The organism is Streptomyces sp. NPDC002130 (assembly GCF_040296465.1).
In the GTDB taxonomy this organism is placed as follows: Bacteria; Actinomycetota; Actinomycetes; order Streptomycetales; family Streptomycetaceae; genus Streptomyces.
Window position 1 is genome coordinate 12,759 of the sequence record NZ_JBEOXI010000017.1, and the last position, 24,255, is coordinate 37,013.

Annotated in this window: 28 protein-coding genes and 1 tRNA gene; 10 read left to right on the forward strand and 19 right to left on the reverse strand. The window is 68.5% G+C overall.

What is annotated here, in order from left to right:
- Positions 1 to 33: 33 nt before the first annotated feature.
- Positions 34 to 1,179 carry a 4-hydroxyphenylpyruvate dioxygenase gene (gene hppD / locus ABT116_RS05230; protein WP_351628062.1) on the reverse strand — a complete coding sequence of 382 codons (1,146 nt, stop codon included), beginning with the start codon at positions 1,177 to 1,179 and terminating at the stop codon, positions 34 to 36.
- Between the two features lie 123 nt (positions 1,180 to 1,302).
- Here hppD and ABT116_RS05235 point away from each other — a divergent pair, with 123 nt between their 5' ends.
- The 7 genes from ABT116_RS05235 to ABT116_RS05265 are packed head-to-tail and all read left to right on the forward strand — an operon-like array spanning position 1,303 to position 6,264.
- Complete coding sequence (locus ABT116_RS05235) at positions 1,303 to 1,773, forward strand: Lrp/AsnC family transcriptional regulator (protein WP_351628065.1); 471 nt, start codon at positions 1,303 to 1,305, stop codon at positions 1,771 to 1,773.
- Between the two features lie 19 nt (positions 1,774 to 1,792).
- The gene (locus ABT116_RS05240; protein WP_351628067.1) at positions 1,793 to 2,440 is read left to right on the forward strand and encodes an ABC transporter permease; all 648 of its coding nucleotides are present in this window, start codon (positions 1,793 to 1,795) and stop codon (positions 2,438 to 2,440) included.
- Positions 2,433 to 3,692, forward strand: coding sequence for a betaine/proline/choline family ABC transporter ATP-binding protein (locus tag ABT116_RS05245; protein WP_351628070.1), 1,260 nt, complete (start codon positions 2,433 to 2,435; stop codon positions 3,690 to 3,692). Before ABT116_RS05240 ends, ABT116_RS05245 begins: the two co-directional genes overlap by 8 nt.
- Complete coding sequence (locus ABT116_RS05250) at positions 3,689 to 4,489, forward strand: ABC transporter permease (protein ID WP_502983822.1); 801 nt, start codon at positions 3,689 to 3,691, stop codon at positions 4,487 to 4,489. The genes ABT116_RS05245 and ABT116_RS05250 overlap by 4 nt, the downstream gene beginning before the upstream one ends.
- Positions 4,486 to 5,448, forward strand: coding sequence for a glycine betaine ABC transporter substrate-binding protein (locus ABT116_RS05255; RefSeq protein ID WP_351628073.1), 963 nt, complete (start codon positions 4,486 to 4,488; stop codon positions 5,446 to 5,448). Before ABT116_RS05250 ends, ABT116_RS05255 begins: the two co-directional genes overlap by 4 nt.
- A 50-nt stretch (positions 5,449 to 5,498) precedes the next feature.
- A complete protein-coding gene (locus ABT116_RS05260) occupies positions 5,499 to 6,083 on the forward strand; it encodes an ArsR/SmtB family transcription factor (protein WP_351628075.1) in 585 nt (194 codons plus the stop codon).
- A gap of 10 nt (positions 6,084 to 6,093) precedes the next feature.
- Positions 6,094 to 6,264: a hypothetical protein gene (locus ABT116_RS05265; protein ID WP_351628077.1), complete on the forward strand. Its 171-nt coding sequence runs from the start codon at positions 6,094 to 6,096 to the stop codon at positions 6,262 to 6,264.
- Here the strand turns inward: ABT116_RS05265 and ABT116_RS05270 are convergent.
- The 5 genes from ABT116_RS05270 to ABT116_RS05290 all read right to left on the reverse strand — a co-directional run bounded on the left by ABT116_RS05270 (position 6,261) and on the right by ABT116_RS05290 (position 10,684).
- Positions 6,261 to 7,052, reverse strand: a complete 792-nt coding sequence (locus ABT116_RS05270; RefSeq protein ID WP_351628080.1) for a S16 family serine protease — start codon at positions 7,050 to 7,052, stop codon at positions 6,261 to 6,263. The two genes, ABT116_RS05265 and ABT116_RS05270, sit on opposite strands and share 4 nt — an antisense overlap.
- A gap of 120 nt (positions 7,053 to 7,172) precedes the next feature.
- A complete protein-coding gene (locus ABT116_RS05275; RefSeq protein ID WP_351628082.1) occupies positions 7,173 to 7,814 on the reverse strand; it encodes an IclR family transcriptional regulator in 642 nt (213 codons plus the stop codon).
- A gap of 361 nt (positions 7,815 to 8,175) precedes the next feature.
- Complete coding sequence (locus ABT116_RS05280) at positions 8,176 to 9,975, reverse strand: DEAD/DEAH box helicase (protein ID WP_351628084.1); 1,800 nt, start codon at positions 9,973 to 9,975, stop codon at positions 8,176 to 8,178.
- Positions 9,976 to 10,112: 137 nt separating this feature from the next.
- On the reverse strand, positions 10,113 to 10,487 hold the full coding sequence (locus ABT116_RS05285; protein ID WP_351628087.1) for a type II toxin-antitoxin system death-on-curing family toxin: 375 nt from the start codon (positions 10,485 to 10,487) through the stop codon (positions 10,113 to 10,115).
- The gene (locus ABT116_RS05290) at positions 10,484 to 10,684 is read right to left on the reverse strand and encodes a hypothetical protein (protein ID WP_351628090.1); all 201 of its coding nucleotides are present in this window, start codon (positions 10,682 to 10,684) and stop codon (positions 10,484 to 10,486) included. Before ABT116_RS05290 ends, ABT116_RS05285 begins: the two co-directional genes overlap by 4 nt.
- 190 nt (positions 10,685 to 10,874) lie before the next feature.
- Between ABT116_RS05290 and ABT116_RS05295 the strand changes: the two genes are divergently transcribed.
- Positions 10,875 to 10,946: transfer RNA gene (locus ABT116_RS05295), tRNA-Cys, on the forward strand.
- 681 nt (positions 10,947 to 11,627) lie between these two features.
- Positions 11,628 to 12,578, forward strand: a complete 951-nt coding sequence (locus ABT116_RS05300; protein WP_351628092.1) for a hypothetical protein — start codon at positions 11,628 to 11,630, stop codon at positions 12,576 to 12,578.
- Positions 12,579 to 12,646: 68 nt separating this feature from the next.
- On the opposite strand, the gene ABT116_RS05305 is transcribed toward ABT116_RS05300, so the two are convergent.
- The 13 genes from ABT116_RS05305 to ABT116_RS05365 all read right to left on the reverse strand — a co-directional run bounded on the left by ABT116_RS05305 (position 12,647) and on the right by ABT116_RS05365 (position 22,915).
- Entirely contained in the window at positions 12,647 to 13,927 is a 1,281-nt protein-coding gene (locus tag ABT116_RS05305; protein WP_351628095.1) for a tyrosine-type recombinase/integrase, read from the reverse strand.
- A gap of 83 nt (positions 13,928 to 14,010) precedes the next feature.
- A complete protein-coding gene (locus tag ABT116_RS05310; RefSeq protein ID WP_351628097.1) occupies positions 14,011 to 14,238 on the reverse strand; it encodes an excisionase family DNA-binding protein in 228 nt (75 codons plus the stop codon).
- 456 nt (positions 14,239 to 14,694) lie between these two features.
- Positions 14,695 to 16,170: an AICE element replication initiation protein gene (locus tag ABT116_RS05315; RefSeq protein ID WP_351628175.1), complete on the reverse strand. Its 1,476-nt coding sequence runs from the start codon at positions 16,168 to 16,170 to the stop codon at positions 14,695 to 14,697.
- A gap of 2 nt (positions 16,171 to 16,172) precedes the next feature.
- Positions 16,173 to 17,060: a bifunctional DNA primase/polymerase gene (locus ABT116_RS05320; protein ID WP_351628098.1), complete on the reverse strand. Its 888-nt coding sequence runs from the start codon at positions 17,058 to 17,060 to the stop codon at positions 16,173 to 16,175.
- Between the two features lie 91 nt (positions 17,061 to 17,151).
- Positions 17,152 to 17,442 (reverse strand): hypothetical protein, encoded by a 291-nt coding sequence (locus ABT116_RS05325; protein WP_351628101.1) that lies wholly within the window; start codon positions 17,440 to 17,442, stop codon positions 17,152 to 17,154.
- 18 nt (positions 17,443 to 17,460) lie between these two features.
- The gene (locus ABT116_RS05330) at positions 17,461 to 17,928 is read right to left on the reverse strand and encodes a hypothetical protein (RefSeq protein WP_351628102.1); all 468 of its coding nucleotides are present in this window, start codon (positions 17,926 to 17,928) and stop codon (positions 17,461 to 17,463) included.
- A gap of 20 nt (positions 17,929 to 17,948) precedes the next feature.
- Complete coding sequence (locus ABT116_RS05335; protein WP_351628105.1) at positions 17,949 to 18,143, reverse strand: hypothetical protein; 195 nt, start codon at positions 18,141 to 18,143, stop codon at positions 17,949 to 17,951.
- Positions 18,144 to 18,160: 17 nt separating this feature from the next.
- Positions 18,161 to 18,412, reverse strand: a complete 252-nt coding sequence (locus tag ABT116_RS05340; protein WP_351628108.1) for a hypothetical protein — start codon at positions 18,410 to 18,412, stop codon at positions 18,161 to 18,163.
- Between the two features lie 141 nt (positions 18,413 to 18,553).
- The gene (locus ABT116_RS05345; protein ID WP_351628111.1) at positions 18,554 to 20,785 is read right to left on the reverse strand and encodes a cell division protein FtsK; all 2,232 of its coding nucleotides are present in this window, start codon (positions 20,783 to 20,785) and stop codon (positions 18,554 to 18,556) included.
- Positions 20,786 to 20,868: 83 nt separating this feature from the next.
- Complete coding sequence (locus ABT116_RS05350; protein ID WP_502983823.1) at positions 20,869 to 21,240, reverse strand: RRQRL motif-containing zinc-binding protein; 372 nt, start codon at positions 21,238 to 21,240, stop codon at positions 20,869 to 20,871.
- Positions 21,237 to 22,097 (reverse strand): protein spdB, encoded by an 861-nt coding sequence (locus ABT116_RS05355; protein ID WP_351628117.1) that lies wholly within the window; start codon positions 22,095 to 22,097, stop codon positions 21,237 to 21,239. The genes ABT116_RS05350 and ABT116_RS05355 overlap by 4 nt, the downstream gene beginning before the upstream one ends.
- On the reverse strand, positions 22,094 to 22,384 hold the full coding sequence (locus ABT116_RS05360; RefSeq protein ID WP_351628178.1) for a hypothetical protein: 291 nt from the start codon (positions 22,382 to 22,384) through the stop codon (positions 22,094 to 22,096). The genes ABT116_RS05355 and ABT116_RS05360 overlap by 4 nt, the downstream gene beginning before the upstream one ends.
- Positions 22,385 to 22,483: 99 nt before the next feature.
- On the reverse strand, positions 22,484 to 22,915 hold the full coding sequence (locus tag ABT116_RS05365) for an NUDIX domain-containing protein (protein ID WP_351628119.1): 432 nt from the start codon (positions 22,913 to 22,915) through the stop codon (positions 22,484 to 22,486).
- A gap of 570 nt (positions 22,916 to 23,485) precedes the next feature.
- Between ABT116_RS05365 and ABT116_RS05370 the strand changes: the two genes are divergently transcribed.
- The gene (locus tag ABT116_RS05370) at positions 23,486 to 24,253 is read left to right on the forward strand and encodes a helix-turn-helix domain-containing protein (protein ID WP_351628121.1); all 768 of its coding nucleotides are present in this window, start codon (positions 23,486 to 23,488) and stop codon (positions 24,251 to 24,253) included.
- Positions 24,254 to 24,255 lie beyond the last annotated feature (2 nt).

Here is a 24,255-nt window from a genome sequence, read left to right on the forward strand (position 1 = left end):
TGACACCCGCACGAGCCAGGTGGGGCGATCGGGTCACAGGTTGCCGCGGCGCTCCTGCTCACGCTCGATCGCCTCGAACAGGGCCTTGAAGTTGCCCTTGCCGAAGCCCATCGAGCCGTGGCGCTCGATGATCTCGAAGAAGACGGTCGGACGGTCCTGGACCGGCTTGGTGAAGATCTGCAGCAGGTAGCCGTCCTCGTCGCGGTCGGCGAGGATCTTCAGTTCGCGCAGGGTGTCGATGGGGACGCGGGTCTCGCCGACCCACTCCCCCAGGGTGTCGTAGTAGGAGTCGGGCGTGTTGAGGAACTCGACGCCGGCCGCGCGCATCGTGCGGACCGTCTGCACGATGTCATTGGTGTTGAGCGCGATGTGCTGCACGCCCGCGCCGCCGTAGAACTCCAGGTATTCGTCGATCTGGGACTTCTTCTTGGCGATGGCCGGCTCGTTGATCGGGAACTTGACCTTGAGCGTGCCGTCGGCGACGACCTTCGACATCAGCGCGCTGTACTCGGTGGCGATGTCGTCACCCACGAACTCCTTCATGTTCGTGAAGCCCATCACCTTGTTGTAGAAGCCGACCCACTCGTTCATCCTGCCGAGCTCGACGTTGCCGACGCAGTGGTCGATCGCCTGGAAGGTGCGCTGGGCGGGCGGCTCGACGATCGGCTGGGCGGCGACGAAGCCGGGCAGGTAGGGGCCGTCGTAGCCGGAGCGCTCGACCAGGGTGTGGCGGGTCTCGCCGTAGGTGGCGATGGCGGCCAGGACGACCGTGCCGTGCTCGTCCTTCCGCTCGTACGGCTCGGCGACGGAGCGGGCCCCGTGCTCCAGCGCGTAGGCGTACGCGGCGCGCGCGTCCGGGACTTCGATGGCGAGGTCGACGACCCCGTCACCGTGCTCGGCGACATGCTTCGCGAGGAAGTGGCCCCACTCGGTGGTGGGCTTGATGACCGAGGTGAGGACGAACCGGGCGGAGCCGTTCTCCAGGACGTACGCAGCGGTCTCGCGGCTGCCGTTCTCCGGTCCGGAGTAGGCGACCAGCTTCATGCCGAAGGCGGTGGAGTAGTAGTGCGCCGCCTGCTTGGCGTTGCCCACGGCGAAGACGACCGCGTCCATTCCCTTGACCGGGAAGGGGTCGGCCTGCCGGGCGGTGTCGGGAGTGTGGTGTGTGGTCTGCGTCATAGCCGCAGGGTCTCCCCGCCCGGCAAGGTGCGCAATAGTTTGCGTTCTGACTGGGCAATCTGTTCAGCAATACGGTCGTATTCTCGGACCTTCTGTACAGGATGACCATGCCGGGAGGCTGCTGTGGCGATCGATCATCTGGACGGCCGGATCATTGTGCTGCTGGCCCGGGAGCCGCGGATCGGGGTGCTGGAGATGTCCCGGCGGCTGGGGGTGGCCCGGGGCACCGCGCAGGCCCGGCTGGACCGGCTTCAGTCGAACGGAGTCATCCGCGGATTCGGTCCGCAGGTGGACCCGGCCGCGCTCGGCTACCCCGTCACGGCGTTCGCGACGCTGCAGATCCGGCAAGGGCAAGGGGCGGACGTACGGGCCCACTTGGCGACCGTGCCGGAAGTGCTGGAGCTGCACACCACCACCGGCACCGGGGACATGCTGTGCCGCCTCGTGGCCCGCTCCAACGCCGATCTCCAGCGTGTGATCGACCGGGTCGTCGGTTTTGATGGCATCGTCCGGGCCTCCACGGCGATCGTCATGGAGAACCCCGTTCCGCTGCGGATCATCCCGCTCGTGGAGCAGGCCGCGGAGGAGACCTGACGTGTAGGGGTGAGCGCGTGTGAACTTCTGGGAGTACCTGGTCAACCGGCACCAGCAGCTGCTCACGGACGCCTACCAGCACGCGAGCGTGGTCTTCCAGTGCATGGTCGTCGCGACCGCGCTCGGGGTGCTGATCGGCGTGGTCACCTACCGCAGCGAGTGGGCCGGGAACCTCGCGACCACGACCACCGCCACCATCCTGACCGTGCCGGCGCTCGCCCTGATCGGTCTGCTCATCCCCCTCGTGGGCCTCGGAGTGCCTCCCACGGTGATCGCGCTGACGCTGTACGGACTGCTGCCGGTCGTGCGCAACGCGATCGTCGGGCTGCGCGGTGTCGATCCGGCGCTGGTGGACGCGGCCACGGGCATCGGGATGTCCCGGCCGGCCCGGCTGCTGCGGATCGAGCTGCCGCTGGCCTGGCCGCCCATCCTGACCGGGATCCGCGTCTCGACCCAGATGCTGATGGGCATCGCGGCCATCGCGGCGTACGCCTCCGGCCCGGGCCTCGGCAACGTCATCTTCCGCGGGCTGGCCTCGCTGGGCAGCGCCAACGCGCTCAACCAGGTCCTCGCGGGCACGCTCGGCATCATCGTCCTGGCGCTGCTGTTCGACGCCGCGTACGTCCTGGTCGGACGGCTGACCATTGCCAGGGGGATCCGTGCCTGACACCGGTGACCACGGCGCCTCCATCGAGCTGGAGAGTCTGACCAAGCGCTATCCCGGCAGTGCGCGGCCGGCCGTGGACAACGTGAGCATGCAGATCAAGGCGGGCGAGGTCGTCGTCTTCGTCGGCCCCTCGGGCTGCGGGAAGTCCACCACGCTCAAGATGATCAACCGGCTGATCGAGCCGACCGGCGGCCGCATCCGCATCGGCGGCGAGGACGTCACCGACATGGACCCGGTCAAGCTGCGCCGCAAGGTCGGCTACGCCATCCAGTCCGCCGGGCTCTTCCCGCACATGACGGTCGCGCAGAACATCGGGCTCGTCCCGAGGATGATCGGCTGGCCGAAGGCACGGATCAAGGAGCGGACCGAGGAACTCCTCGACCTCGTGGGCCTGGACCCGGGGGAGTTCCACGGCCGCTACCCGCGTCAGCTGTCCGGCGGACAGCAGCAGCGCGTGGGTGTGGCCCGGGCGCTGGCGGCCGATCCCCCGGTGCTGCTGATGGACGAGCCGTTCGGGGCGGTGGACCCGATCACCCGTGACCACCTCCAGGACGAGCTGATCCGCCTGCAGCACGAGCTGCACAAGACGATCGTGTTCGTCACCCACGACTTCGACGAGGCGATCAAGATCGGCGACCGGATCGCCGTGCTGCGCGAGCGGTCGCACATCGCGCAGTTCGACACCCCCGAGGCGATCCTCACCAACCCGGCGGACGACTTCGTGTCGGGGTTCGTGGGCGCCGGTGCGGCGCTGAAGCGGCTGAACCTGACCCGCGTACGGGATGTGGAGATCACCGACTACCCGACGGTCACGGTCGACGACCCGTTGCAGGAGATCTTCAGCCTGCTGCGGACCAGCGGCAGCAACGAGATCCTGCTGCTCGACCGGCGCGGCCGTCCCTACAAGTGGCTGCGGCGCGGCGACTTGATGCGGGCCCGGGGCTCGCTGGCCCGTGCCGGGACCCTGGTGCACGACACGGTCACCCGGGACGCGACCCTGCGCGACGCGCTGGAGGCGGTGCTCACCGACAACGCCGGGAGGGTGGCGGTGACCGGACGGCGCGGCGAGTACACGGGCGTCGTCGACATGGAGACCCTCATGAACTCCGTGCACGAGATGCTGGAGGCCGACCGGCTCGACGCGATGGAGCACCAGCACGAGCTGGAGTCGCTGCGGGCCTCGCAGACGCACGCCGAGCAGGAGGGAGCCGTGGGCCCGGCGGGCGTGGGCGGCCCGGGAGGGGAGCGGTGACGGCCACGGAGGTCGGGGAGATCTCCGAGCCCGTCGCGGAGGCTCCCCCGGCAAAGCGCCCGCCCGCCCGTCTGACCTGGCAGAAGCTGACGTTCCTGCCGGTCGCCCTGATCGCCGTGCTGCTCGCCACCTGGCTCTGGTTCCAGCAGGCCGACCTGGACGCTCTCACCCGCAACGCCCTGTCGGGCGGCCAGGTCACCAAGGCGCTGTGGCAGCACATCCAGCTGACCGCGATCTCCACGTTCTTCGTGCTGATCATCGCGATCCCGCTGGGCATTCTGCTGACCCGCGGGGCGATGAGCAGGGCCACCCCGGTGGCGATGGCGTTCGCCAACGCGGGCCAGGCCACTCCGGCGATCGGCCTGCTCGCCCTCCTGGTGATCTGGCTGGGCATCGGCCGCGGGGCCGCCCTGATCGGCATGATCATCTACGCCATCCTGCCGGTGCTCTCCAACACGATCACAGGCCTGAAGGCGAACGACCCGACCCTGCTGGAGGCGGCCCGGGGCATCGGCATGTCCCCCACGGGGGTGCTGAGGCGCGTGGAACTGCCGCTCGCGGTCCCGCTGATCCTCGCGGGCGTGCGCACGGCCCTCGTCCTGAACGTCGGTACGGCGACCCTGGCGGTCTTCGGCGGGGGCGGCGGCCTCGGTGTGCTGATCACGACCGGGATCACCAACCAGCGGATGCCGGTGCTGGTGCTGGGATCGATCCTCACGGTGGTGCTGGCGCTGCTGGTGGACTGGCTGGCGTCGATCGTCGAACTGCTGCTGCGCCCGCGCGGGTTGCAGCCATGACAAGGCGTACGTACCTGACGTCCGCCGGCCTGCTGCTGGCAGCGGCCGGCTGCGGCCTGACCAGCGGCTCTCCCCTGACCGACGATGTGAAGCCGGGCTCGATCGGCCGGGGTGAGCCGCTCGAGGGAGCGCATCTGACGGTGACGTCGAAGTCGTTCACCGAGCAGCTGATCCTCGGCTCGATCATGGGCATCGCCTTCGAGGCGGCCGGCGCGGACGTGATCGACCGCACCGGCATCCAGGGCTCCATCGGCAGCCGCGAGGCGGTCCGCAAGGGCGACGCGGACGCCGGGTACGAGTACACGGGCACGGCCTGGATCACCTACCTGGGGCACGGCAAGCCCATCGCCGATCCGCAGGAACAGTGGGAGGCGGTGAAGAAGGAGGACGCGAAGAACGGGCTGGTCTGGCTGCCGCCGTCGAAGCTCGACAACACCTACGCGCTGGCGATGAACCAGGAGAACGCGAAGAAGTACGGCACGAAGACGATGTCGGACGTGGCGAAGCTGGCGAAGTCCGACCCGGGGGCCGTGAAGCTGTGCGTGGAGGTCGAGTTCGCGAACCGCGCGGACGGGCTGCCGGGCATGCAGAAGGCCTACGGCATGGCCGTCCCGGCGCGGAACATCACGCAGATGGACACCGGGATCATCTACACGCAGACCGCCGAGGGCAACTGCACGTACGGCGAGGTGTTCACCACCGACGGGCGCATCAAGTCCATGAACCTGGTCGTGATGGACGACGACAGGAAGTTCTTCCCCAACTACAACGCCGCGCCGATGATCAACGCCGAGTCCCTGAAGGAGTGGCCGGCGATCGCGGAGGTCCTGAACCCGGTGACGGCGAGGCTGAACAACTCCGTGGCGCAGACGCTGAACGCGAAGGTGGATGTGGACGGGGAGGATCCGCACCAGGTGGCGTTGGACTGGATGGTGGCGGAGGGGTTCGTCGAGGAGTGAGTTACAAAGGAACCGTTGCAAAGGAGGCTTTGCAACGCTACCTTTGCATCATGAACGAGCCCGAGAACCTGTCCGTACGGCAACTCGACGCCCGGTCCCTGCGGGGACTGGCACACCCCTTGCGCATGCAGCTGCTGGACGCCCTGCGCTTCGGCGGCCCGGCAACCGCATCGCAACTGGCGCAGAAGCTGCACGAGTCCAGCGGGGCCACCAGCTACCATCTGCGCCAACTCGCGGAGTACGGCTTCATCGAGGACGCCCCCGAGCACGGCAAGGGGCGCGAGCGCTGGTGGAAGGCGGCGCACCACGGCCTCCGCTTCGACGACGCACTGCTCACCGACTCGGATCCGGCCGTACGCGGCGCCGCGGACCTGTACTTGCACGAGGTCGCCACCACGCAGGCCCGGGACCTGTCGACATGGATCGGCAACCGCGACTCGTGGCCCGAGGAGTGGAGCGACGCGTGGGACATGAGCAGCGCGACGCTGAGTCTCACTCCCGAACTGACACGCGAGCTCGTCGGGAAGATGCACGAGCTGGTCGACACCTACCGCGACCGGGCCGCCGCCGAGGACACACCCGGCATCGAGCGAGTCCGCATCCAGACGCACGCCTTCCCCGTTCGCACCGACTGAAGGGTTCGCCATGCACCCGGACATCCACCTCGCCCTGCACCACGCCCGCGCCGCCGAACTCCGCGCCGAGACCGAACCCCGTCCGGCGCACCGCCCCGAACTCCGTACGCGTCTGGGCTGGGCCCTGATAGAGGTCGGACTGAAGCTCGCCACCCGGCCCGGGCCGGTCCCCGCCCATTAGCAGCTGGGCACGGAACCCTTCCCCGTCTCCAGGGCCACCAGGGAACTCACCGTGCTCTTCAGCGTGGTCACCGGAATCAGCCGCAGCCCCTTCGGAAGCTCGGCGCGAGCGTCCCCGCACTCCGCCTTGGGGACCAGGAACACCGTCGCCCCGTCCCGCTTCGCGGCCTGGGTCTTGAGGGCGACGCCCCCCACCGCACCGACCCGGCCCGCCGCGTCGATCGTGCCCGTACCGGCGATGACCCGGCCGCCGGTGAGATCGCCGCCGGTACCGTCACCGTCGAGCTTGTCGATGATCCCGAGGGAGAAGAGCAGCCCCGCACTGGGCCCGCCCACGTCCGCGAGCTTCAGGCTGACCTCGACGTCCTTGTCGTCGAGGCCGAGGTACCCCAGCGCGGCCTGCGTCGCCGCGTCCTGGGACTCCTTCATCTGCTCCTCGTTGTGCCGCTCGATCTCCTTGACGTTGTCCCCGCTCGGGTAGACGGAGTCGCGCGGCATGACCGCCTGGTCGGTACGGAACCAGCTGTCGATGACGTCGGGGAGCGAGACCCGGGTGTCCGGGGAGGTCGCTTCGATGGTGGTCATCCGCAGCTGGCCCCTGGTGTCCCGGACCGGCGCACCGGAGATGGTGATGACCTCCGTGCCCTTGTTCTCGCCGAGCACGTTCGCCGTCAGCCCCGGCTGCGCCACCGAGAACGGCAGCGGCGCCAACACCGCCGTCGCGAGCAGGGCCACGACGGGCAGGGCGCAGACGGCGATGGCCTGGGGGCGCGTGAGGCGAGAGAACACGGGATCAATCTAACGCGGGAGGAGGACCCGCCCGGGACCAGGGCGTCCAGGGCCGCTGCGGGGAGGCCGCCGTCTGTCGGCGCAAGGCGTCCGGCCACGGTACGGGCAGGCGGCCGGCCCTCAGCGCAGCGCCTCCGCGACCTCCCGGGCCGCGTCGACGACCCGCGGCCCCACCCGTTCCGGCACCGCCTCGGCCAGCATCACCACACCCACGCTGCCCTCGACGCCCGTCACGCCCAGCAGCGGTGCCGCCGCCCCCCAGGCGCCCGCCTCCAGCTCCCCGTGGGTCAGCATGTAACCGGGTTCGGCCATCGGGTGCTGCCGGGCCGCGAGGATCGCCTTGCCGGCGGCGCCCCGGTCCAGGGGATGCCGGAACCCGGCGCGGTAGGCGACGTGATAGTCCGTCCAGGTCGGCTCCACGACGGCCACGGCCAGCGCGTCCGCCCCGTCGACCATGGTCAGATGCGCCGTCGCGCCGATGTCCTCGGCCAGTGACCGCAGCGCCGGCATCGCGGCCTCCCGCACCAGCGGATGGACCTGACGCCCCAGACGCAGCACGCCGAGCCCGACCCGGGCACGTCCGCCGAGGTCACGGCGTATGAGGGCGTGCTGTTCCAGCGTGGCGAGCAACCGGTACACGACGGTCCGGTTAACGCCCAGCCGGAGGGAGAGTTCGGTCACGGTCAGCCCGTGGTCCGTGTCGGCGAGCAGCTTGAGGACTCGCAGTCCCCGGTCGAGCGTCTGGGAGGTCTCCGCGGTCACGACGCCCACTCCTTAGTGGTGAGGTCGGCGGCTCCCTGGTCGGCGGATGCGTCACCGAGTCCCGTCGGTGACGCTTCAGAGGCCGCCGATCGGTCGGCGGCCCGGCCTGTCCGGGCCGCGTCGCTTCACGGCTGCGCTCCGCGGCGGCGCTGCCACGGGGCGTGTGCGTAGCCGGACAGTAGCGAAGCTGGTTCGCTGAGCGGAAGTCTCCGTCCAGAATCCGGGCACGCAGAGGGGCGTAGTGCTGGAATTTGCGGCGGTATGAGCGCCCCCACAGGGGCGCGGGGCTCTGCCGATGTGCGGCTCCGCCGCGTGGGCGCGCTCAGCCACACACAAGCCGCAGCCGATAGACCACGGGAGCTCACTTCATCCGGGTCGCCCACTCCTGCACCTTGGCGATCCGCTGCCGCAGCTGCCCCGCCGTCGCCTCAGCCGCCGGAGGCCCCCCGCACACGCGCCGCAGCTCCGTGTGGATCACTCCGTGCGGCTTGCCGCTCTGGTGGACGTACGCGCCGACCATCGTGTTGAGCTGGCGCCGCAGCTCCATCATCTCCTTGTGGGAGACCACGGGCCGCCGCTCGGCGGGCACTTCGAGCAGGTCGGCTTCCTCGTCCGGCTTCTTGCGGCTGTGCGCGATCTGCCGGGCCTGCCGCTTCTGGAGCAGCAGCTGCACCTGGTCGGGCTCCAGAAGACCCGGAATGCCGAGGTAGTCCTGCTCCTCCTCGCTGCCCGGGTGGGCCTGCATGCCGAACTCGGCGCCGTTGTACATGACCCGGTCGAAGACGGCCTCGGACTCCAGCGCCTCGAAGGAGAACTGCTCCTGCTCGCCGGTGTCCTCGTCCTGCTCCCGGTTCGCCTCGTCCATCTCCTTCTCGGACTCGGCGTACGGATCCTCCTCGCCCTGCTTCTTGGGCTTGTCGAGGACGTGGTCGCGCTCGCGCTCCATCTCGTTGGCGAAGGAGAGCAGGTCGGGCACGGTGGGCAGGAACACGGAGGCGGTCTCGCCGCGCCGCCGGGACCGCACGAAACGCCCGACGGCCTGGGCGAAGAAGAGCGGGGTGGAGATGGTGGTGGCGTACACGCCGACGGCCAGGCGCGGCACGTCGACGCCCTCCGACACCATCCGCACCGCGACCATCCAGCGGTCGTTGTTCGCGCTGAACTCGTCGATCCGCTCGGACGCGCCGGAGTCGTCCGACAGCACGAGGGTCGCGCCGGTGCCAGTGATCTCCCGGATGAGCTTGGCGTACGCACGCGCCGATTCCTGGTCGGAGGCGATGACGAGCGCACCCGCGTCCGGGATCGCCTTCCTGACCTCGGTCAGCCGCTGGTCGGCCGCCCGCAGCACCGACGGCATCCACTCACCGCGCGGGTCGAGGGCGGTCCGCCAGGCCTGGCTGATGGCGTCCTTGGTCATGGGCTCGCCGAGCCGGGCGGCGATCTCGTCTCCGGCCTTGGTGCGCCAGCGCATGTTGCCGCTGTAGGAGAGGAAGATGACGGGCCGCACGACGTTGTCGGCGAGGGCGTTGCCGTAGCCGTAGGTGTAGTCGGCGGCGGAGCGCCGGATCCCGTCGTTGCCCTCCTCGTACGTCACGAACGGGATGGGGTTGGTGTCGGACCGGAAGGGCGTACCGGTCAGGGCGAGCCGTCGGGTCGCGGGCTCGAAGGCCTCGAGGCAGGCCTCACCCCAGGACTTGCTGTCACCGGCGTGGTGGATCTCGTCGAGGATGACGAGCGTCTTGCGCTGCTCCACGCGGTTGCGGTGGAGCATGGGCCGGACGCCGACACCGGCGTACGTCACGGCGACGCCGTGGTACTCCCGGCCGAGCGGCCCGGCGCTGTACTCCGGGTCGAGCTTGATCCCGATGCGGGCGGCGGCCTCGGCCCACTGCTTCTTCAGGTGCTCGGTCGGGGCGACCACGGTCACCTGCTGGACGACGTGGTGGTGCAGCATCCAGGAGGCCAGTGTCAGCGCGAAGGTCGTCTTGCCGGCGCCGGGGGTGGCGACCGCCAGGAAGTCCCGGGGCTGCTCCTGGATGTACTTCTCCATCGCGCCCTGCTGCCAGGCGCGCAGCTTGCTGGCGGTACCCCACGGGGCGCGGCCGGGGAACGCCGGGGACAGGTGGTGCGAGGCGGAACTGGTGCCGGCGGTGGTAGTCACGGTCTCCGTTGGGGGTCGGGCGGCTCGTGCGAGGGAGCCTGACGGCTCGGCTACGTATGACAACCGGGCCACCCTACCGGCGGCCCGGACCGGTCAACGCGCGGACCGGGCCGGGGCACCTTCGGGTGGGACCGACGTCACAGCCCCCGCAACCGCCCCGCGATCCTCCCGACCTCCCCTTCGGCCCCGGAGGCGACGTCGACGACCAGCTCGTAGGCCACGTCCTGGTCCACCGCGGCCAGGTCGACGCCGTTGAGGGCGAGGAAGGTGGCGGTGGCCAGCCAGGCCGTGCGCTTGTTGCCGTCGACGAGGGGGTGGTTGGCGGCGAGGGCGTGGAGCAGGGCGGCCGCCTGCTCGTACCGGTCCTCGTAGGCGGCGGTGCCGAACATCCGGGCGCGCGGGCGGTGCACGGCGGAGGCGAGCAGCCCGGGAGCGCGCGCCTCGGGCGGCCGCCCGCCGAAGGCGATCTCGGCGATGCCGGTGACCTCGTCGACGGTCAGGTACCGGGTCATTCGCCGAGCCTCCTCAGCAGGTCGGCGTGCTGCCGCGCGAGCCCCTCCGCGACGGCCCGCACCCGTCCGCTCTCCTGGCGCAGGTATCCGCGTACGGCGTGCAGCGCAACCTCCTCCGGCGTGCGGCCCTGCGCGTCCGCGAGGTCGTCGAGGGCCGTCCGCAGGGCGGGGTCGAGGGGCAGGAGGAGTTCGGACATGGGCAGAGGTTATGGCCGGGCGGGGGGCGAGGACGACCGCTTTACGGCCCCTCTCGGCCCCGTTCATGAACGGCGTGTGGCAGTCGCGTTGCAGCCCGCCCGATGCCCTTGAGCCCCCGATCCGCCCCGGCCTACGGTCATGACATCGAGTTCGGACACGGCCGAGAGCCAAGTGCTTCGTACTCGGCCCGGCCGTGTGCCCGAGTGGTTGAGGGGCTCGCCTGCAAAGCGAGTTACGTGGGTTCGAATCCCGCCACGGCCTCTACCTGCCCGACCAGGCATAACGACGTGGCGGCATCCCTTTTGCCATGCCGTTCCCTCGTTCGCTCGTCTCAGTTCCCGTCTCAGTTGAACCAACAGCCTCCCTGCCGGAGGCGGCCGACCAAAAGGTTGTCCTTCCTCTAACGGCAACACCGTTGCAACGGACGCGAGATCTAGAAGGTCCGAGGTGCGGACCCCTAGACCTCGTGCCACCATGGAATCAGTTGAGGCGCCATGCTGCATCTCTCCATCTTCGATCGGAGGCGGCAATGGCTGATCTTTTGCCGACCCTCCTTTCAGCAGTGCTTGGTGGCAGCATTGTTTTCATGTCCGCATATTTCACAAACCGTCAGTCTCAGTCACACCAAGCCAAGCTGCAAAAGCAGCAACTGGAAAGTGACAGGTTTGGAACCTTGCTTCCGCTTCGACAAGAGGCTCTACAATTCATTTGGCTGATACTACTTCAGGCGCGCCTTGGAATATCACCCTCGAGCAACAACCAAGACGAATACCTCAAGTTGACAATTTGGCTACCCACCGCTGTGCAAGCGAGCTGCCTCGACGCAATAGCGGAGATTAGGAAGTGTGTAGACGATTCACCGGAAGAGGCCCAGTCGAAAATCGATAGGGCACTTGATGACGTAGTGGATTACGTAGCCGACCACCTAGAGAGGGTCTAGCCATGAGCGAAGGGATCACACAGAACGCTAAGGCGGCCCTTAAGAACCTGACCCCCGATCAAGCGCGCAGAGACGAGGTCTCGAGGGAGATCACTGCATCAAAAGCTCCCGGCTACATTCGCACGATAGAGTCGTCTGAGGTGCTGGTGCACATCGATCCGGACATGCTACCTTACGGCGATATTGATTATCCAAGATTCACTGAAGAGATGAAGGAAAGATACAACCTTCATCTGGACTCCACTAAGCTGGAATCAGTGATCTCCAACACCGTGCTAGACCCACAGTCACAGCTCTCGACGCTTAGTGAAGGCCAGAAAGCCAGAATGTCCCAGGCGGTGACTGAATCGATACGCTTCAGGGACGGTAGATTCCCTGGGCTAGGCATTCACACCTACACACCAATCAACGCAATCTCCCTCCGTTCTCAGACATTGCACGCCAGCGTCCATGGCCCGACGGCTGTCGCGGAGCTCCTAATACAGGAGATGTTCGAGCTGATGTGGGCAGCCGCATCCGCACCCCGTAAATGGGAGAGCGACGAGGTGCAGCGCGAGATTGCCCTAAAGAGCTACGGAACAGCGACTAAGGTCGACTTTGGAGAGAACATCCTTGGGCTCCTCTCTCCGGCATTGTGCGGTTTCCTGAGGGAGAATTTGTCCGATGGCCTAGAGGTCGCGGGTCACATGATGGCACGCTCCGCATTGGACCAGTTCGATCCACCATCCAATGTCGTGGGGACCGTGGCGCTCGATGATTTGACGCTGCGCTTCTCGGTGCTGGACCTGGCGACTGGTCGGGCAGAGTCTCCCTATGTCCGAGTTGCCGTCACATCTAAAAGTGAGATGGGTAAAGGTGTCGCTGACATAGTAAGCGAGTTGCCCTTCGAAGACCACGTCAAACTGGTCGAAGGAATTGCACACACATTGCAAGAGCTTAGCCAAACGGCGTAATTTACAAACGTCGCAGCGGAGACCCAGGTGGCGACCGGAGTGGCGCCACCTGCCTCTCCTCGTACGCCTCAACCAGCCGATACGAGCGCACCAGCCGCGCCGTCGTCACCATCCGGCCGGGGCGCCTCGGTTTGCCAGATCAAGCCGTCCACTTGCCTTGCCACGTCGGCACGCACCGCGTCCACCATGTGCTGGTATCGGGCAGCCATGGCGGTGGTCGACCATCCCATGAGGCCCATAACGGCCCGCTCAGGGACACCAAGGATCAGCAAGACCGTGGCGGCCGTATGGCGCGCATCGTGCAGACGCCCGTCCCGCACCTTCGCTTCAACCAGGAGAGCTTTCCACTCGGTCCAGTCCCGACGGTGGGACGGGCTACGTCCGTGCTCGTCAGGGAAGACCAGGCCGTTCTCCTCCCAGCGTTTCCCTGCCGCCTCCCGCTCAGCTTCCTGCGCCTTGAGGTGCGCACGGAGTAGGTCAACGAGCTGTTCGGGAAGACCGACCGCACGGCGGCCGGCGCGCGACTTGGTGACGGTCAACTCCGGGTTGGTCCGTCGCTTCTGCGGGCAGTACCCGGCGGCCTTGCGTCCACACGGCTCAGTGCACCCATGGGCGTACTGCGGCCGGTGTCGGCTACGGCGGACCATAAGGAACCCGCCGTCAAGGTCCACGTCCACCCACTGCAACCCCAGCACCTCCCCCTGACGCAGACCGAGCGCGAGGGCAACGGCCCACCGTGCGGAGTTGCGGTGCTGGTCAGCAGCCTTCAGCAGCCGCTGTACCTCTTGGACGGTGTAGGGCTCTACCTCGTGCTCCCCCGTCTTCGGCGCCTTGGCCAACAGCACCGGGTTCTTGCCGAGATGCCCCCGCCGTACAGCCTCGTTGAGCGCGGCGCGGAAGGTCCGGTGCACCTGGTGAGCGGTCGCGGGCTTGCTGCCGGTGGCCTGCATCTTGGCGTAGAACACCTCAATGTGCTCGGGCTTGAGCCTGTCGAGCCGATGGGCCCCCAAGCCGGGAATGAGGTGCTTCCGGACAGCCACGCCGTACCCGACCATCGTGTTGTCGTTCACGGCGAGGGGCGCGACGTTCTCAATCCAGTGCGTCAGCCACGCCTTGACCGTCCATGCCTTGCCGGGCTTCCGTACGGTCTTGGCGTCTCGCTGCTTCTCCAGCTCTCGGACGGCCTCCGCTACCTCGGTCTTGCTCTTGCGCTCGACATGGCGGCGGTCCGGCGTGCCGTCGTCGCGGACGCCCACAGTGACGCGGCCGTGCCATTTGCCGTCCTTACCGAAGTAGATCGAGCTTCGGCCGTTCGGCTGTCGAGTGCGCTTCTTCTTGTCCTCTGCCACAGGCAGGCTCCTGTTTCTTGCGTGTCGGGATGGAGCCGGGGCGGCGGGCTGTCCTGTCCGGGAGTGCCGCCGCCCCGGCGTCGTCAAGCGGCGAGTGGGGCGGTTCGGAGGCTGGCCACATAGGCGGCCGGTGCATCGACGGGAACGCGGCGCAGACCGCCGACCATGACGGATTCGAGAGCGCCGGTACGAATGAGTGCGAAGCAGGTGGTGCGGCCGATGCGGAGTCGGTGGGCTGCCTCTTCGACCTTGAGGAGTACAAGGGTCGGGTCGTCGTCGGTGGCGGTGGCGAGGGTCTCGTGATCGTCCAAGGCTCACTCCGGTGAGTTGAGTGCAGGCGTGCGGGAGCCTGCGTGTGTCCGAGGTGTGGATTTCTGCGTCATTGCGTCATCAGCGTCATTCGGCCTTGTGACCTGCGGTTATGGGTGACGCAGGTGGCGAGGTCTGCGTCATGGGTGCGTCATGGGCTGCGTCATTCGTGACGTGGCCCATGACGCAGATGACGCAGGATGACGCAGGCGCGGCCGTCTGCGTCATGCCGGTAGTCGCAGCTCAGGGGCCGTTTTCCGGCCCGTATGACGCAGATGACGCAGCGTCTTCCCTCTTAGGACAAAGAAGGGGGGTGTCTGTCGTAGTGCGGTGCCGCTCACAGCGTGAAGAAGGAGCCGCTTCGCGGCACGTCCTTGGGGCGGCGCGAGCGCCGAACAGCAAGAGGAGCACGCCTCGGCGGGTGGTGCTCCTCTTGCTTGTCCGCGCGAGCGCGTGTGTCAGGGCATCCGCTGCTGCTCATGCGGCGGCGGAACGGACGGGCGGGTCATTTCGAGGTAGCGGCCCTCGCTGGTGCGGCCGGAGTCGATGAGGACACCCCGGGCCGCGAGGGTGGGCTGAAGCCGCTTGAGCCGGTCGGAGAGCACCTTGCCCGTGGTCGGCCACCCCTTGGGCAGCGGGCGGCAGTCGTCGCCGCTGTAGCGCTGGCTGAGGCAGTGCAGCCACTCCGTGGACGTCATCCGCTGCGCCGTGCCCGGCTCGATCGTCTCGGCATGCGCGAGGACGGTCTGAGCCAACAAGTCGCCCTCGATCACGTCGTCGTTCAGATCGTCCAGACTGGCCCGGTACGCGGCCAGCGCCCCGAGCCCGGTGGCCGCGTCGAGCTGCGCGCACAGGTGCGCGAAGTCCGCCATCCGCAGGTCGGTCGGAGTCTCCGCGTCCACCGCCCGGACCCTGACCGTGAGATCGAGCAAGGACCCGAGAACGACGGGCAGAACCTCCGCGTAGTCCGTCCACAGTTCGGCCTCAGTACGCCGCACGCGGGGGCGTTCCAGACGCAGAGGAAGGAGCCGTTCGGCCAGGTCGGGCCGGATGACCCCGACGTCGATCCCGGTCAGCAGCAACGGCCGGCGGTAGCCGACGCGGAACACGTCCCCGTCGGTGAACAGGGCCCGCTTGACGCTCTCCGCGCCGGTGACGATGCAGCACATCGCGTCGGACAGGTCCGGCGTCATGTGCGAGAGGTTGTCCAGCGCGGTGACCCAACCCGCCGCCACCGCCGCGATCAGGTTCTCTTCATCCTTCGGGGCGCGGCGCAGGTCACCGGTCATGCCCTCGATGATCCGTACGAGCATCCGACCACCGGTGGACTTCCCCGCGCCCTGGGGGCCGGTCAGGAACGGGGCCGGGACGGGCACGGACGGACCGAGACAGCCGATCAACCACGCGATCGCCAGGCACTCGGTCTCGGCCGTGGCGAAGTTGCACAGCCGCATCAAGAGGTCGATCCCCTTGCCGTCCGTGTCCTTCGCGGGCAGGGGAAGTTCCCCGGTGAGCTGTGTACGCCGCCAGCACACCTCACGCGGGTCGGGGGTGAGGATGTCCCAGCCGGTGGGGTGGATGCGCACGGACTGCCCGTCATCACGTCCCAGGTCCAGCCACGTCGCCCCGTCGAATCCGGGGGCGACGCGGATGTGCACGGGCTGAACGTCCTCAGCCAGCGCGAGCGCCTCGATCAGGTCCAACGCCTCCTTCAACGCGGTCCCGTTGAAGACGCCGCGTCCGTCGCGGAAGAGGCCGACCATGAGTTCCTGGCGGTGGCTGCCGGTGGTGCCCTGGGAGCGGATCGGGCGGGCCACGGGGTGGTTGTTGCGTTGCGCGTATACGGTTCCGTCCGGGGTGCGGAAGTAGCGGAAGTGCGCTTGCGCGTAGTCGGTGATGATCTGGCGGGCGGGGTTCTTCTCGTCGTCGGCCATGGTCACAGTCCCAACGTGGTGCGGGCGTTGGTCCACGCGTCGGTGCAGTGTCGGAGCGTTTCGCCCTTGACCTGCGCAGCGGTGAACAGGCGTTCCATGTGGGTGTTGGTGAGGCAGCCGCACCGGCCGTGCGTGGACAGCACGGCGAGGAACGTGCGGTAGACGGTGGTGTGCACCGCCGTGCGAGCGTTGGTGATGCGCTGCTCCGCCATGGTGATGCCACGGGCGAGGAAGGTGGGCGTGCGGTGCGGGCACGCCCCGCCCTGCCCCGTCAGAGGCGCTGAGAGGCTCTGTGGCGCCCTACGGGCCGTAGACGGCTCCTTTACTGCCAGGGCGCGCACAGAGTCCGGGAGAGCGGCCATGACGCCGGTGCCCGAACCGAGCCAACGGGCGTACGCCATAAGGGACTTGATGTCCACACCGGGCCGGACCGCGTTGGCGGAGGGCATGACGCCCCGGTAGATCCAGTGCTCACCACGGGTCGTCGGCACGGTCCGGGTGGCGGGCAGTGTCGCGCGGGCCCACGCAATGGCCGCCGCGTCGTCCAGGTCGACCACGGTCACCCCGGCGCCTCCGGGGTGGTAGGCGACAGCCGCCGCGTGTCGCCATGCCGCTTCCCACTGGATGGAGTTGAGGGCGTGTGGGTCGGTGGTGGCGGCGGCCCACGCGTGGCACGGCGCGGGGCACCGGCACGGGCCCGCACTCTTCATCGTGGGCCGTCCGCCGCACGCGTTGCCCTTGCACGCGCGGCAGTTGCCGAACGGGACCTTGCCGCGCCGCAGGGGCAGGACCGGGACGCCGACCGCCGCGAGGGCGAGGGCGGTGTGCAGGGGGCTCCCGTCCGGGTGATTCCCGTCGCCGGGGCGCCGGGTCGTGCCGTCAGGTGTCATGCTGTTGGTCTCCTGTTCTGCTACGTCGGGATACGGAGACCGTGGGCGGCGGGCTGTCCTTGTCCGGGAGTGCCGCCGCCCACGGGCAGAGCTAGAAGGGCGGTTCGTCGCTGTAGCCGCCGGGCCCCCACGGGTCACGGCCGCTGTCACGGCGCCGCAGCCACCGGGGCCTACGCGGCAGGGGAAGCAGGGCCCAACGCCGGTTCTCGTTCCAGCACCCGCAGGGCTCCCAGTCGGTACCGGCGTACTCGCCGGTGTGGTCGCCGTAGTCGTACTCGAACCCGCCCTCGCCCTCGCAGTCGCGGCAGCCGGGGCGAGGCGTGTCGGTCACGATCAGGGCCCGACGGGGCCAGTGGGCGACCTGAATGCGCAGTCGGATCACGGGGTTGCTCTCCCTCTGTCAGCCGTAGAACTTGTTGCGCTTGATGACGGCCTTGCGGATGTTGACCGTCGTTCCGCCGCCGTGGCCGCTCGCGCTGAACACCTGCACGGCGATCCAGCCGCCGAAGATGACGGCGGCGAGGATGATGAGCTGATGGATGAGCGCGGCGAGCGCGGCGATGAACGTGGTCAGCAGGACCAAGCCGCCGCACACCGCCCCGAACCCGATGCCTCCGAGCGCGATGTTCACCGCCGCGCGGGAGACGGCCGGCTTGGCGACGACCGGTTCGGGCTGTGCGGGGCTGATGGCGTAGCCGGTGACGACGCGGCCGTCCGGCAGAACGACGCTCGCCACAGACGGGATCGCGCCCGGCTGCACGGGAACGAGCGGGACAGTGTGCGCGGGAACGATCGGGGTGGGGGTGTGGACCTCCACAGCCGCGATGTCCTGTCCGGCCGGGCGGCCGTACGCGGTGGGTTCGTTCATGACGCTGGTCTCCCTTCGGGTCAGCGGCCGATGTCGGCGAGGGCGCCGGTGACGGCGGCAACGAGCTGGTTGACGGTGTCGGCCGCGCCGGTGTTGGCGAGGTAGAAGCCGAACAGGGCGACGACGACGGCCGCGCCGGCGCCGACGGCCTTGAAGCGCAAGAGCAGTAGGGCCAAGGCGGCGAACAGCAGAACGAGCGGGATGGTGATGACCATCGGTCCTCCGGGGTGGGTCAGCGGGTGCCGGCGCGGTAGGTGCGCGCGGCGCGGTTGTAGATCCAGCGGCCGACGCGTATGCGCTTGCCGGTGGCGTCACAACGGCGGCAGTCCTTGCCGCGCTTGGTCCGGCCCTTGCGGTCGGTCTTGAAGCCGTGGCCCATGCCGTGGCACTTGCGGCAGTCACCGAACGGGCTCAGCCAGCACTTGACGCTGTAACCGAACGTGACGAGCATCAGGCAGGCGATAGCAAGCAGGGGAAGGCTCATCAGGGGCCTCTCAGGCGGGTTTTCAGGGGTTTCCGCAGGTAGGCCGCTAGACGCTAGCGACCTGATCAGGGGCGGTTTTGGTCGCTAGCAGGGTTGCTACCGGTAGCGACGCATGCCGCTACCGGTAGCAGGTTGTGAGACCTATCCGGCGTCCCGCTTTTCGTTGCGCTGCGTAATCGCGGTGGCGATGTCGTCGCGCTTGATGCCGCGCTTGTTGACCTGTTCGCCGTCGATGCGCCGGCTGATCTGCATGGTGCCGATGCCGAACGGCTTGAGTGCGGCGGTGAGCGCTTCGGCCTTCGGCTTGGCGTCCAGTTCCGCCCACGGGCCGTAGACGTCGGGGCGCAGGTCGGCGAGGCGGTCAACGATGGTCTCGGACCACACCTTGGCCTCGCCCTTGCCCAGGACGGCCGCCACGTCGTCAAGGATCGTCGCGGACACCTCCGGCGTTGGGGCTTCCCCGGCCGCGTCTCCGGTCAGCGTGCCCTCGGCCTCCCGCAGCGCGGCGGCACGGGTGAGGATGCGGTCCGCGTCGCGGCCGTCGGCAAGGTAGGTGCGCACGATCCCGGAGTCGTCGGACATGCCCTTGAGCAGGCCAACGCCCTTGTGGGACTTCAGCAGCTTGGACGCGTCCAAGCCCTCCGAGTACGAGCCCGCGCCAAGGATGACGTCGGAGACCTGGTAGGCGCCGACCCGCAGCGCGAACCGGGCCTGGTGCTGGTCACGCAGCTCGGAGGGGCATGCCTTGTCGTCCGGCTTCTGCGTCGACGTCATCACAGAGACACCTACCGCGGGGGCGACCCGGGCGAGGTAGACCATGAGCGACAGGATCTCCTTGCCGTGCTCGGGGTGGGTCAGGTACTCCTGCACCTCGTCCACCACGAACAGCGTGAGGGGCATGTTCAGCTTCTTGTCCCGGCTGATCTCCGGGGTGAGCTTGCCCTCGGGGCAGACGTGCAGCGGCAGTTCGGAGAGCCGGTGGTAGCGGTCCTCGACGTCCGCCTTGAGTTCCCGCAGCGAGGTCAGCAGGTGCTGCACCGGGTCGAACCCGTTCTTGGGCACGATGCCGAACCCGATGCGGTGCGCGACCAGCGCGAACTTGCGCCAATCCGGCGAGGCCTTGCCGTCGAACACGTACAGGCGCACGTACGGGTCCAGCGCGGCGGCGAGCGCGATGGTGCGGGCAGAGAACGTCTTGCCCTGCCGGGGCACGGCGCCGACCAGCAACGACAGCCACAGCATCGTGGCCATGACCGGGTTGCCGCGCTCGTCGACACCCCACGGGAACGGCTTCCAGAAGTCCACCCGGGTCGCCCCCAACAGCGGGGACTTGCCCGACGGCACGGCGAGCGGGTCACGGTCGGCGATCCAGTACGACACCCGCCGCCCGCTCGTCTCGTCCTTGTCGAGGAAGAGCTGAGTGGGGGCGATGTCCATACCGGAGGCAAGCCGGGCGTGAGCCTTCACCGCGTCCTCGAACGTCTTGCCGTACGGCAGGTCAACGACCACGCGCCATCCGTCGCCGTCCCGGCCGATCGGCCGGGGGAACGCGATCGTCTGGTCTTTGGTGGTCAGCCCGGACGCCTCATGCGCGCGGATGACGATGTCACTGGACAGCCGCCGCTTGCGGAACGTCACCTTGGCCATGTCGATCAGCGGCCGATCGGCCGGCGCCCCGGCCGTCCCGAGCGTGGTGGTCAGCGCGGCCATGGCCAGCAACAGCAGCCAGGACGGGGCCATGACGTACAGGGTCAGCGCGGCGGCGAGGCCGACCATGGAGGCGATCGCGGCGACGATGCCCCGCAGGCGGACACGGTCGTTGCGCTGCCGCGACAGCTTCAGGTACTCCGCCGCGTCCTCGTTCGCCACCGACGCGAGCCGGAGCGACTTGCCCTCCCCGTCGAACACCCACCGGCCGATCGCGGCCGACCAGCGCCACGCCCCGCGCGGCGAGTAGAACAGCACCTTCGGCGTGTAGATGCAGGGCAGGCGAACGGCGTGGTAGCCGACCACAGCCGAGTAGTGCCGCACCGCCCACTTACGCACCGCCGTGCGCTGGTCAGGCAGCTTCACCCAGTCCGGCAGGACCGGCAGACGGGCCTTGTCCTTGGCCTCCATCCACTCCGCTACCGAGGGCGGGTAGACCTCGCGCGGCGGGTCCACCGGCGCCCCGTCGGTCAGCCCTTCGGCCTCCGGGTCGTCGGTGTCGGGGAGTTCAGCCTCCCACTCCCCCGGCTTCACCACGCCCTCGCCGGTGGGCGGGGGCGAGTCGGCAGGCGCGGTCTTCTTCAGAGGGAACGGCAGTACCTCAGCCGTCGGCGCTTCGGTGCTTTGCGGGTCGTCCGGGGGCAGGAAGGTGGGATTCTCCGTCACGATGTACGCACTCCTTCGGGAGTCGAAGGGTCCGGCCGGCTTGCTGTGGAAGGTGGGCGGCCGGACCCGGGATTCGGGGTGGTTTAGGCGGCGCGCTGTTCCTCGGGAAAGGCGCAGGTCACGCAGGCTCCGAGCGCCGGTGGGATGACGTATCCGGCGTCCCGGTGGCACTCGGGGCAACGGCGGCGAGCGGCATTGGCCTTGGCGAGCGCCGCCCACCTCGCCGGGGTCATCGGCCGAACCGGTAGGGCGAGGTCGACCCGGTACAGGTACGCGGTCAGCGGCTCCCGCCGGCGACGCGGCCTCAGGACCTGAGCCGCAATATCCTGACCACCCGGGCGCAGTCCACGGATGCGGAGCTGTCGGCGGGTGGCCAGGCCATCCGGCGCCAGGTGCCACGGGTAGGTGGGGATACCGAACTTGGCCCCGTCCGGGTCCCAGAACCGCACGCTCACGCCACACGCTTCCACGCGGCCCGCAACCGGACCTCGGAGGCGGAATGACCGGCCTGGCGAAACCGGGCGGCCATCTCGCGATACGACAGAGCGGGCGTCTCACTGTGCGTGATCCCGTCGACCAGCGCGTCAAGGGCCTCATCAGTGAGTGCGGGTCCCGACTCCAAAGAGAGCGCGGGGACCGGTTCGGTGGGACCCCACACGGGCAGCTCCCAGACCGGTGTGACGCCGGGTGTGACGCGGCTCGTCACGCTGGTCAGCGCCCTGCCGGTGTCCTCGCCCTGCCGTGCCTCTTCCAGCGTCGACCACGCCCGCGAGAGGGTCTTTGCGGTCTTTGCCTGTACGCGTGCGACGCGGGCTCCGGCCCCCGTCACGGCCGTCAGCCGGGTCTCCTCGGTCGACGCATCCGCCCGCAGCCGGGCCCGCGCCACGGCCGCCTCATCCCGCGCTTCCTGCTGAATGCCCCGGATCGCGTCCATGGCGACCGGGGTCAGCGCGGTGCGCTCCCACAGCCCGTGAACCAGCCACAGCGCCTTGGCGGCGATCGGCAGCCACGCCACGGCCAGCCACGCGCCGGCCGACTGTTCGGCGGTCAGAGCGTGGGCGACCAGGACACCGGCCGCGATCAGACCGAAGAACCAGCCAACCGCGGTGACGATCCGGCTGTGGTCGCCCTGAGCGGCGAGGCGGCGTTCGTAGGCGAGGGTGGCGAGCCATCCCCCGTCGATGCCGAGTCCGACGACCAGGGCGACCGGCCACGGCACGGCCGTGCCCAGCCACATCATGACCACGGCCAGGGTGAGCACCATGGACACCGCCGTCATCGCGACGGCGGGCAGTACGGTCTTGGCCTTCATGCCGCTTCCACCGTCCCGGCCCGGTGGCCGCGCACGGAGCGCAGGAAGGGCACGGTGCGGGTCAGCGCGTCGGCGTACAGGGCATCCCAACCGGCGATCTCATCACCGGACTCCGCCTCCGCCCGCAGGTCGGCGAGGACGTCATGGGCCGCGTCCTCACGGGCGGCACGCTCGCCGTCCGTCTCGAACTCCAGCGGCCCCCGGAACAGGTCGACGTCGATACCGAGCGCCAGTTCCGCGAACTCCAGGTCGCCGTGCGCTTCCTGGCCAGCGACGAAAGTGCGCATACGCATGATGGGGTCTCTCCTCAGTGCTACGTCGGGAAGGGGAAGCGGGGCGGTCGGCTGTCCTGTCCGGGAGTACGGCCGCCCCGCGAAGAAGGGGGGTCAGATGGTGGGGATGATGAGCGCGCGGAGGATGTCGGCGTGATCGAACGCGAGCGGCGGCAGGTCGCTCAGGGGCCACCACTGGGCGTTGGTCGCGTCATCACCAGCCTCGACGATCGTTCCGGGGATGACGGTCAGGTGGTAGGCGACGGTGACGTACCTGCCGCGCGGGTCACGGTCGGGCTGGTCGAACGTGCCGACCTGCACCAGCTCCTCGGGCATCGCGTACACACCAGCCTCTTCGGCGAGTTCACGGGCAGCGGCGGCGCGGCTCGTCTCACCGGGGTCGACGTGACCGCCGGGCAGCGCCCACTGACCCTTGAACGGGTCCCAGCCGCGCTCGATCAGCAGCACGTACCCGTCGGTCGTGGTGACGACGACATCGGCGGTGTAGCGGATGGTCTCGAAGGTCTCGGAGACGTGCTCGGTCACGGATGAACTCCTTGACTGTGTCGGGATTGAGAGACCGAGCGCGGCGGGCTGTCCTGTCCGGGCGTGCCGGCGCGCTCGGTACGCAGGCCAACGCCGCAAGAAGCGGTGGGCCAAGCGCCCCGGCCGGGAGTCGAACCCGGCCCGAAGACCATCGGGGCTTAAGCGAGGAACGAGCCCTCGCGAAGGTGCTTCGCATGTCAGATCAATCAATGCCGTCACCGCCCCGCAGGGCGGATCAGGGCAGGACACCCGGCCCGACATGAGCGGTCGGGATGGTGACCCGCACCCATCGACCACCCATGTTCAGGTGGCTGGGTCGGCACTCTGTTGAGTTCTTGGGAGCGCTTACTCCGGGCCGTGCATCCGGACGCTCGTTGCAGTACCTGTTTTACAGGTACTGCATGGGGCACCGTCAAGTGCATCGACGGAACCTCTTGCTTTCGCGCCGGAACTTCCTGGCGCACAATCAGAATCGGCCCAGGTCAGGGGACTTGGTAACCACGTGCGTAGACACCTCAAGGGCATCTAGGTACCTTCAAGAAGTCCCTAGACGTCCCACCGGGAGTGCAGATGTCCAACGAGCGTTTGCGGTCTGCCCTGTTGGCCAGCGGTCTGACGATCCAGCGGTTGGCTGACGAGATCGACGTCAACCCGAAGACCGTCGAACGCTGGATCACTCAGGGCAAGGTGCCGTATCGGCGACACCAGTACGCGACGGCCGCCGTGCTCAAGGTCGACGTGACGACACTGTGGGGCGACGACCGGGCCGTCGAGAGCGCGGCGGACCTGACGAAAGCCGAGATCGTCACCGTCTACCCGCATCGGCACACGGTGCCGTCCGGCCTCTGGCGTGAGATCTACGGACGCGCGCAGAAGAGCTTGGACGTTCTCGTCTACTCCGGGCTCTTCCTGTCAGAGGACCCCCTGTTTCACGATCTCGTGAAGGCAAAGGTGGAAGCAGGCACCCAGGTGCGCATCCTCCTAGGGGACCCTGAGTGCGCAGCCGTCCTGCAACGGGGCATAGACGAGGGGCACCGGATCATGGACGGCAAGATTCGGAATGCCCTGGTGCTCTACCGCCCGCTCATGAGGACTCACCCGGACATCGGTTTACGACTGCACGATTCGACGCTCTACAACTCGATCTATCGAGCCGATGACGAGATGTTGGTGAACCCTCACGTCTACGGTATCGGCGCCTACATGGCGCCCGTCATGCATCTGCGCCGCCTGCCCGGTGGCGGCCTGTTCGACACGTACGCGAATAGCATCGAACACACCTGGGAGCACGCCCGGCAGATCACAGACCAAGACATCGCAAGCATCACGGGAGCCTGATC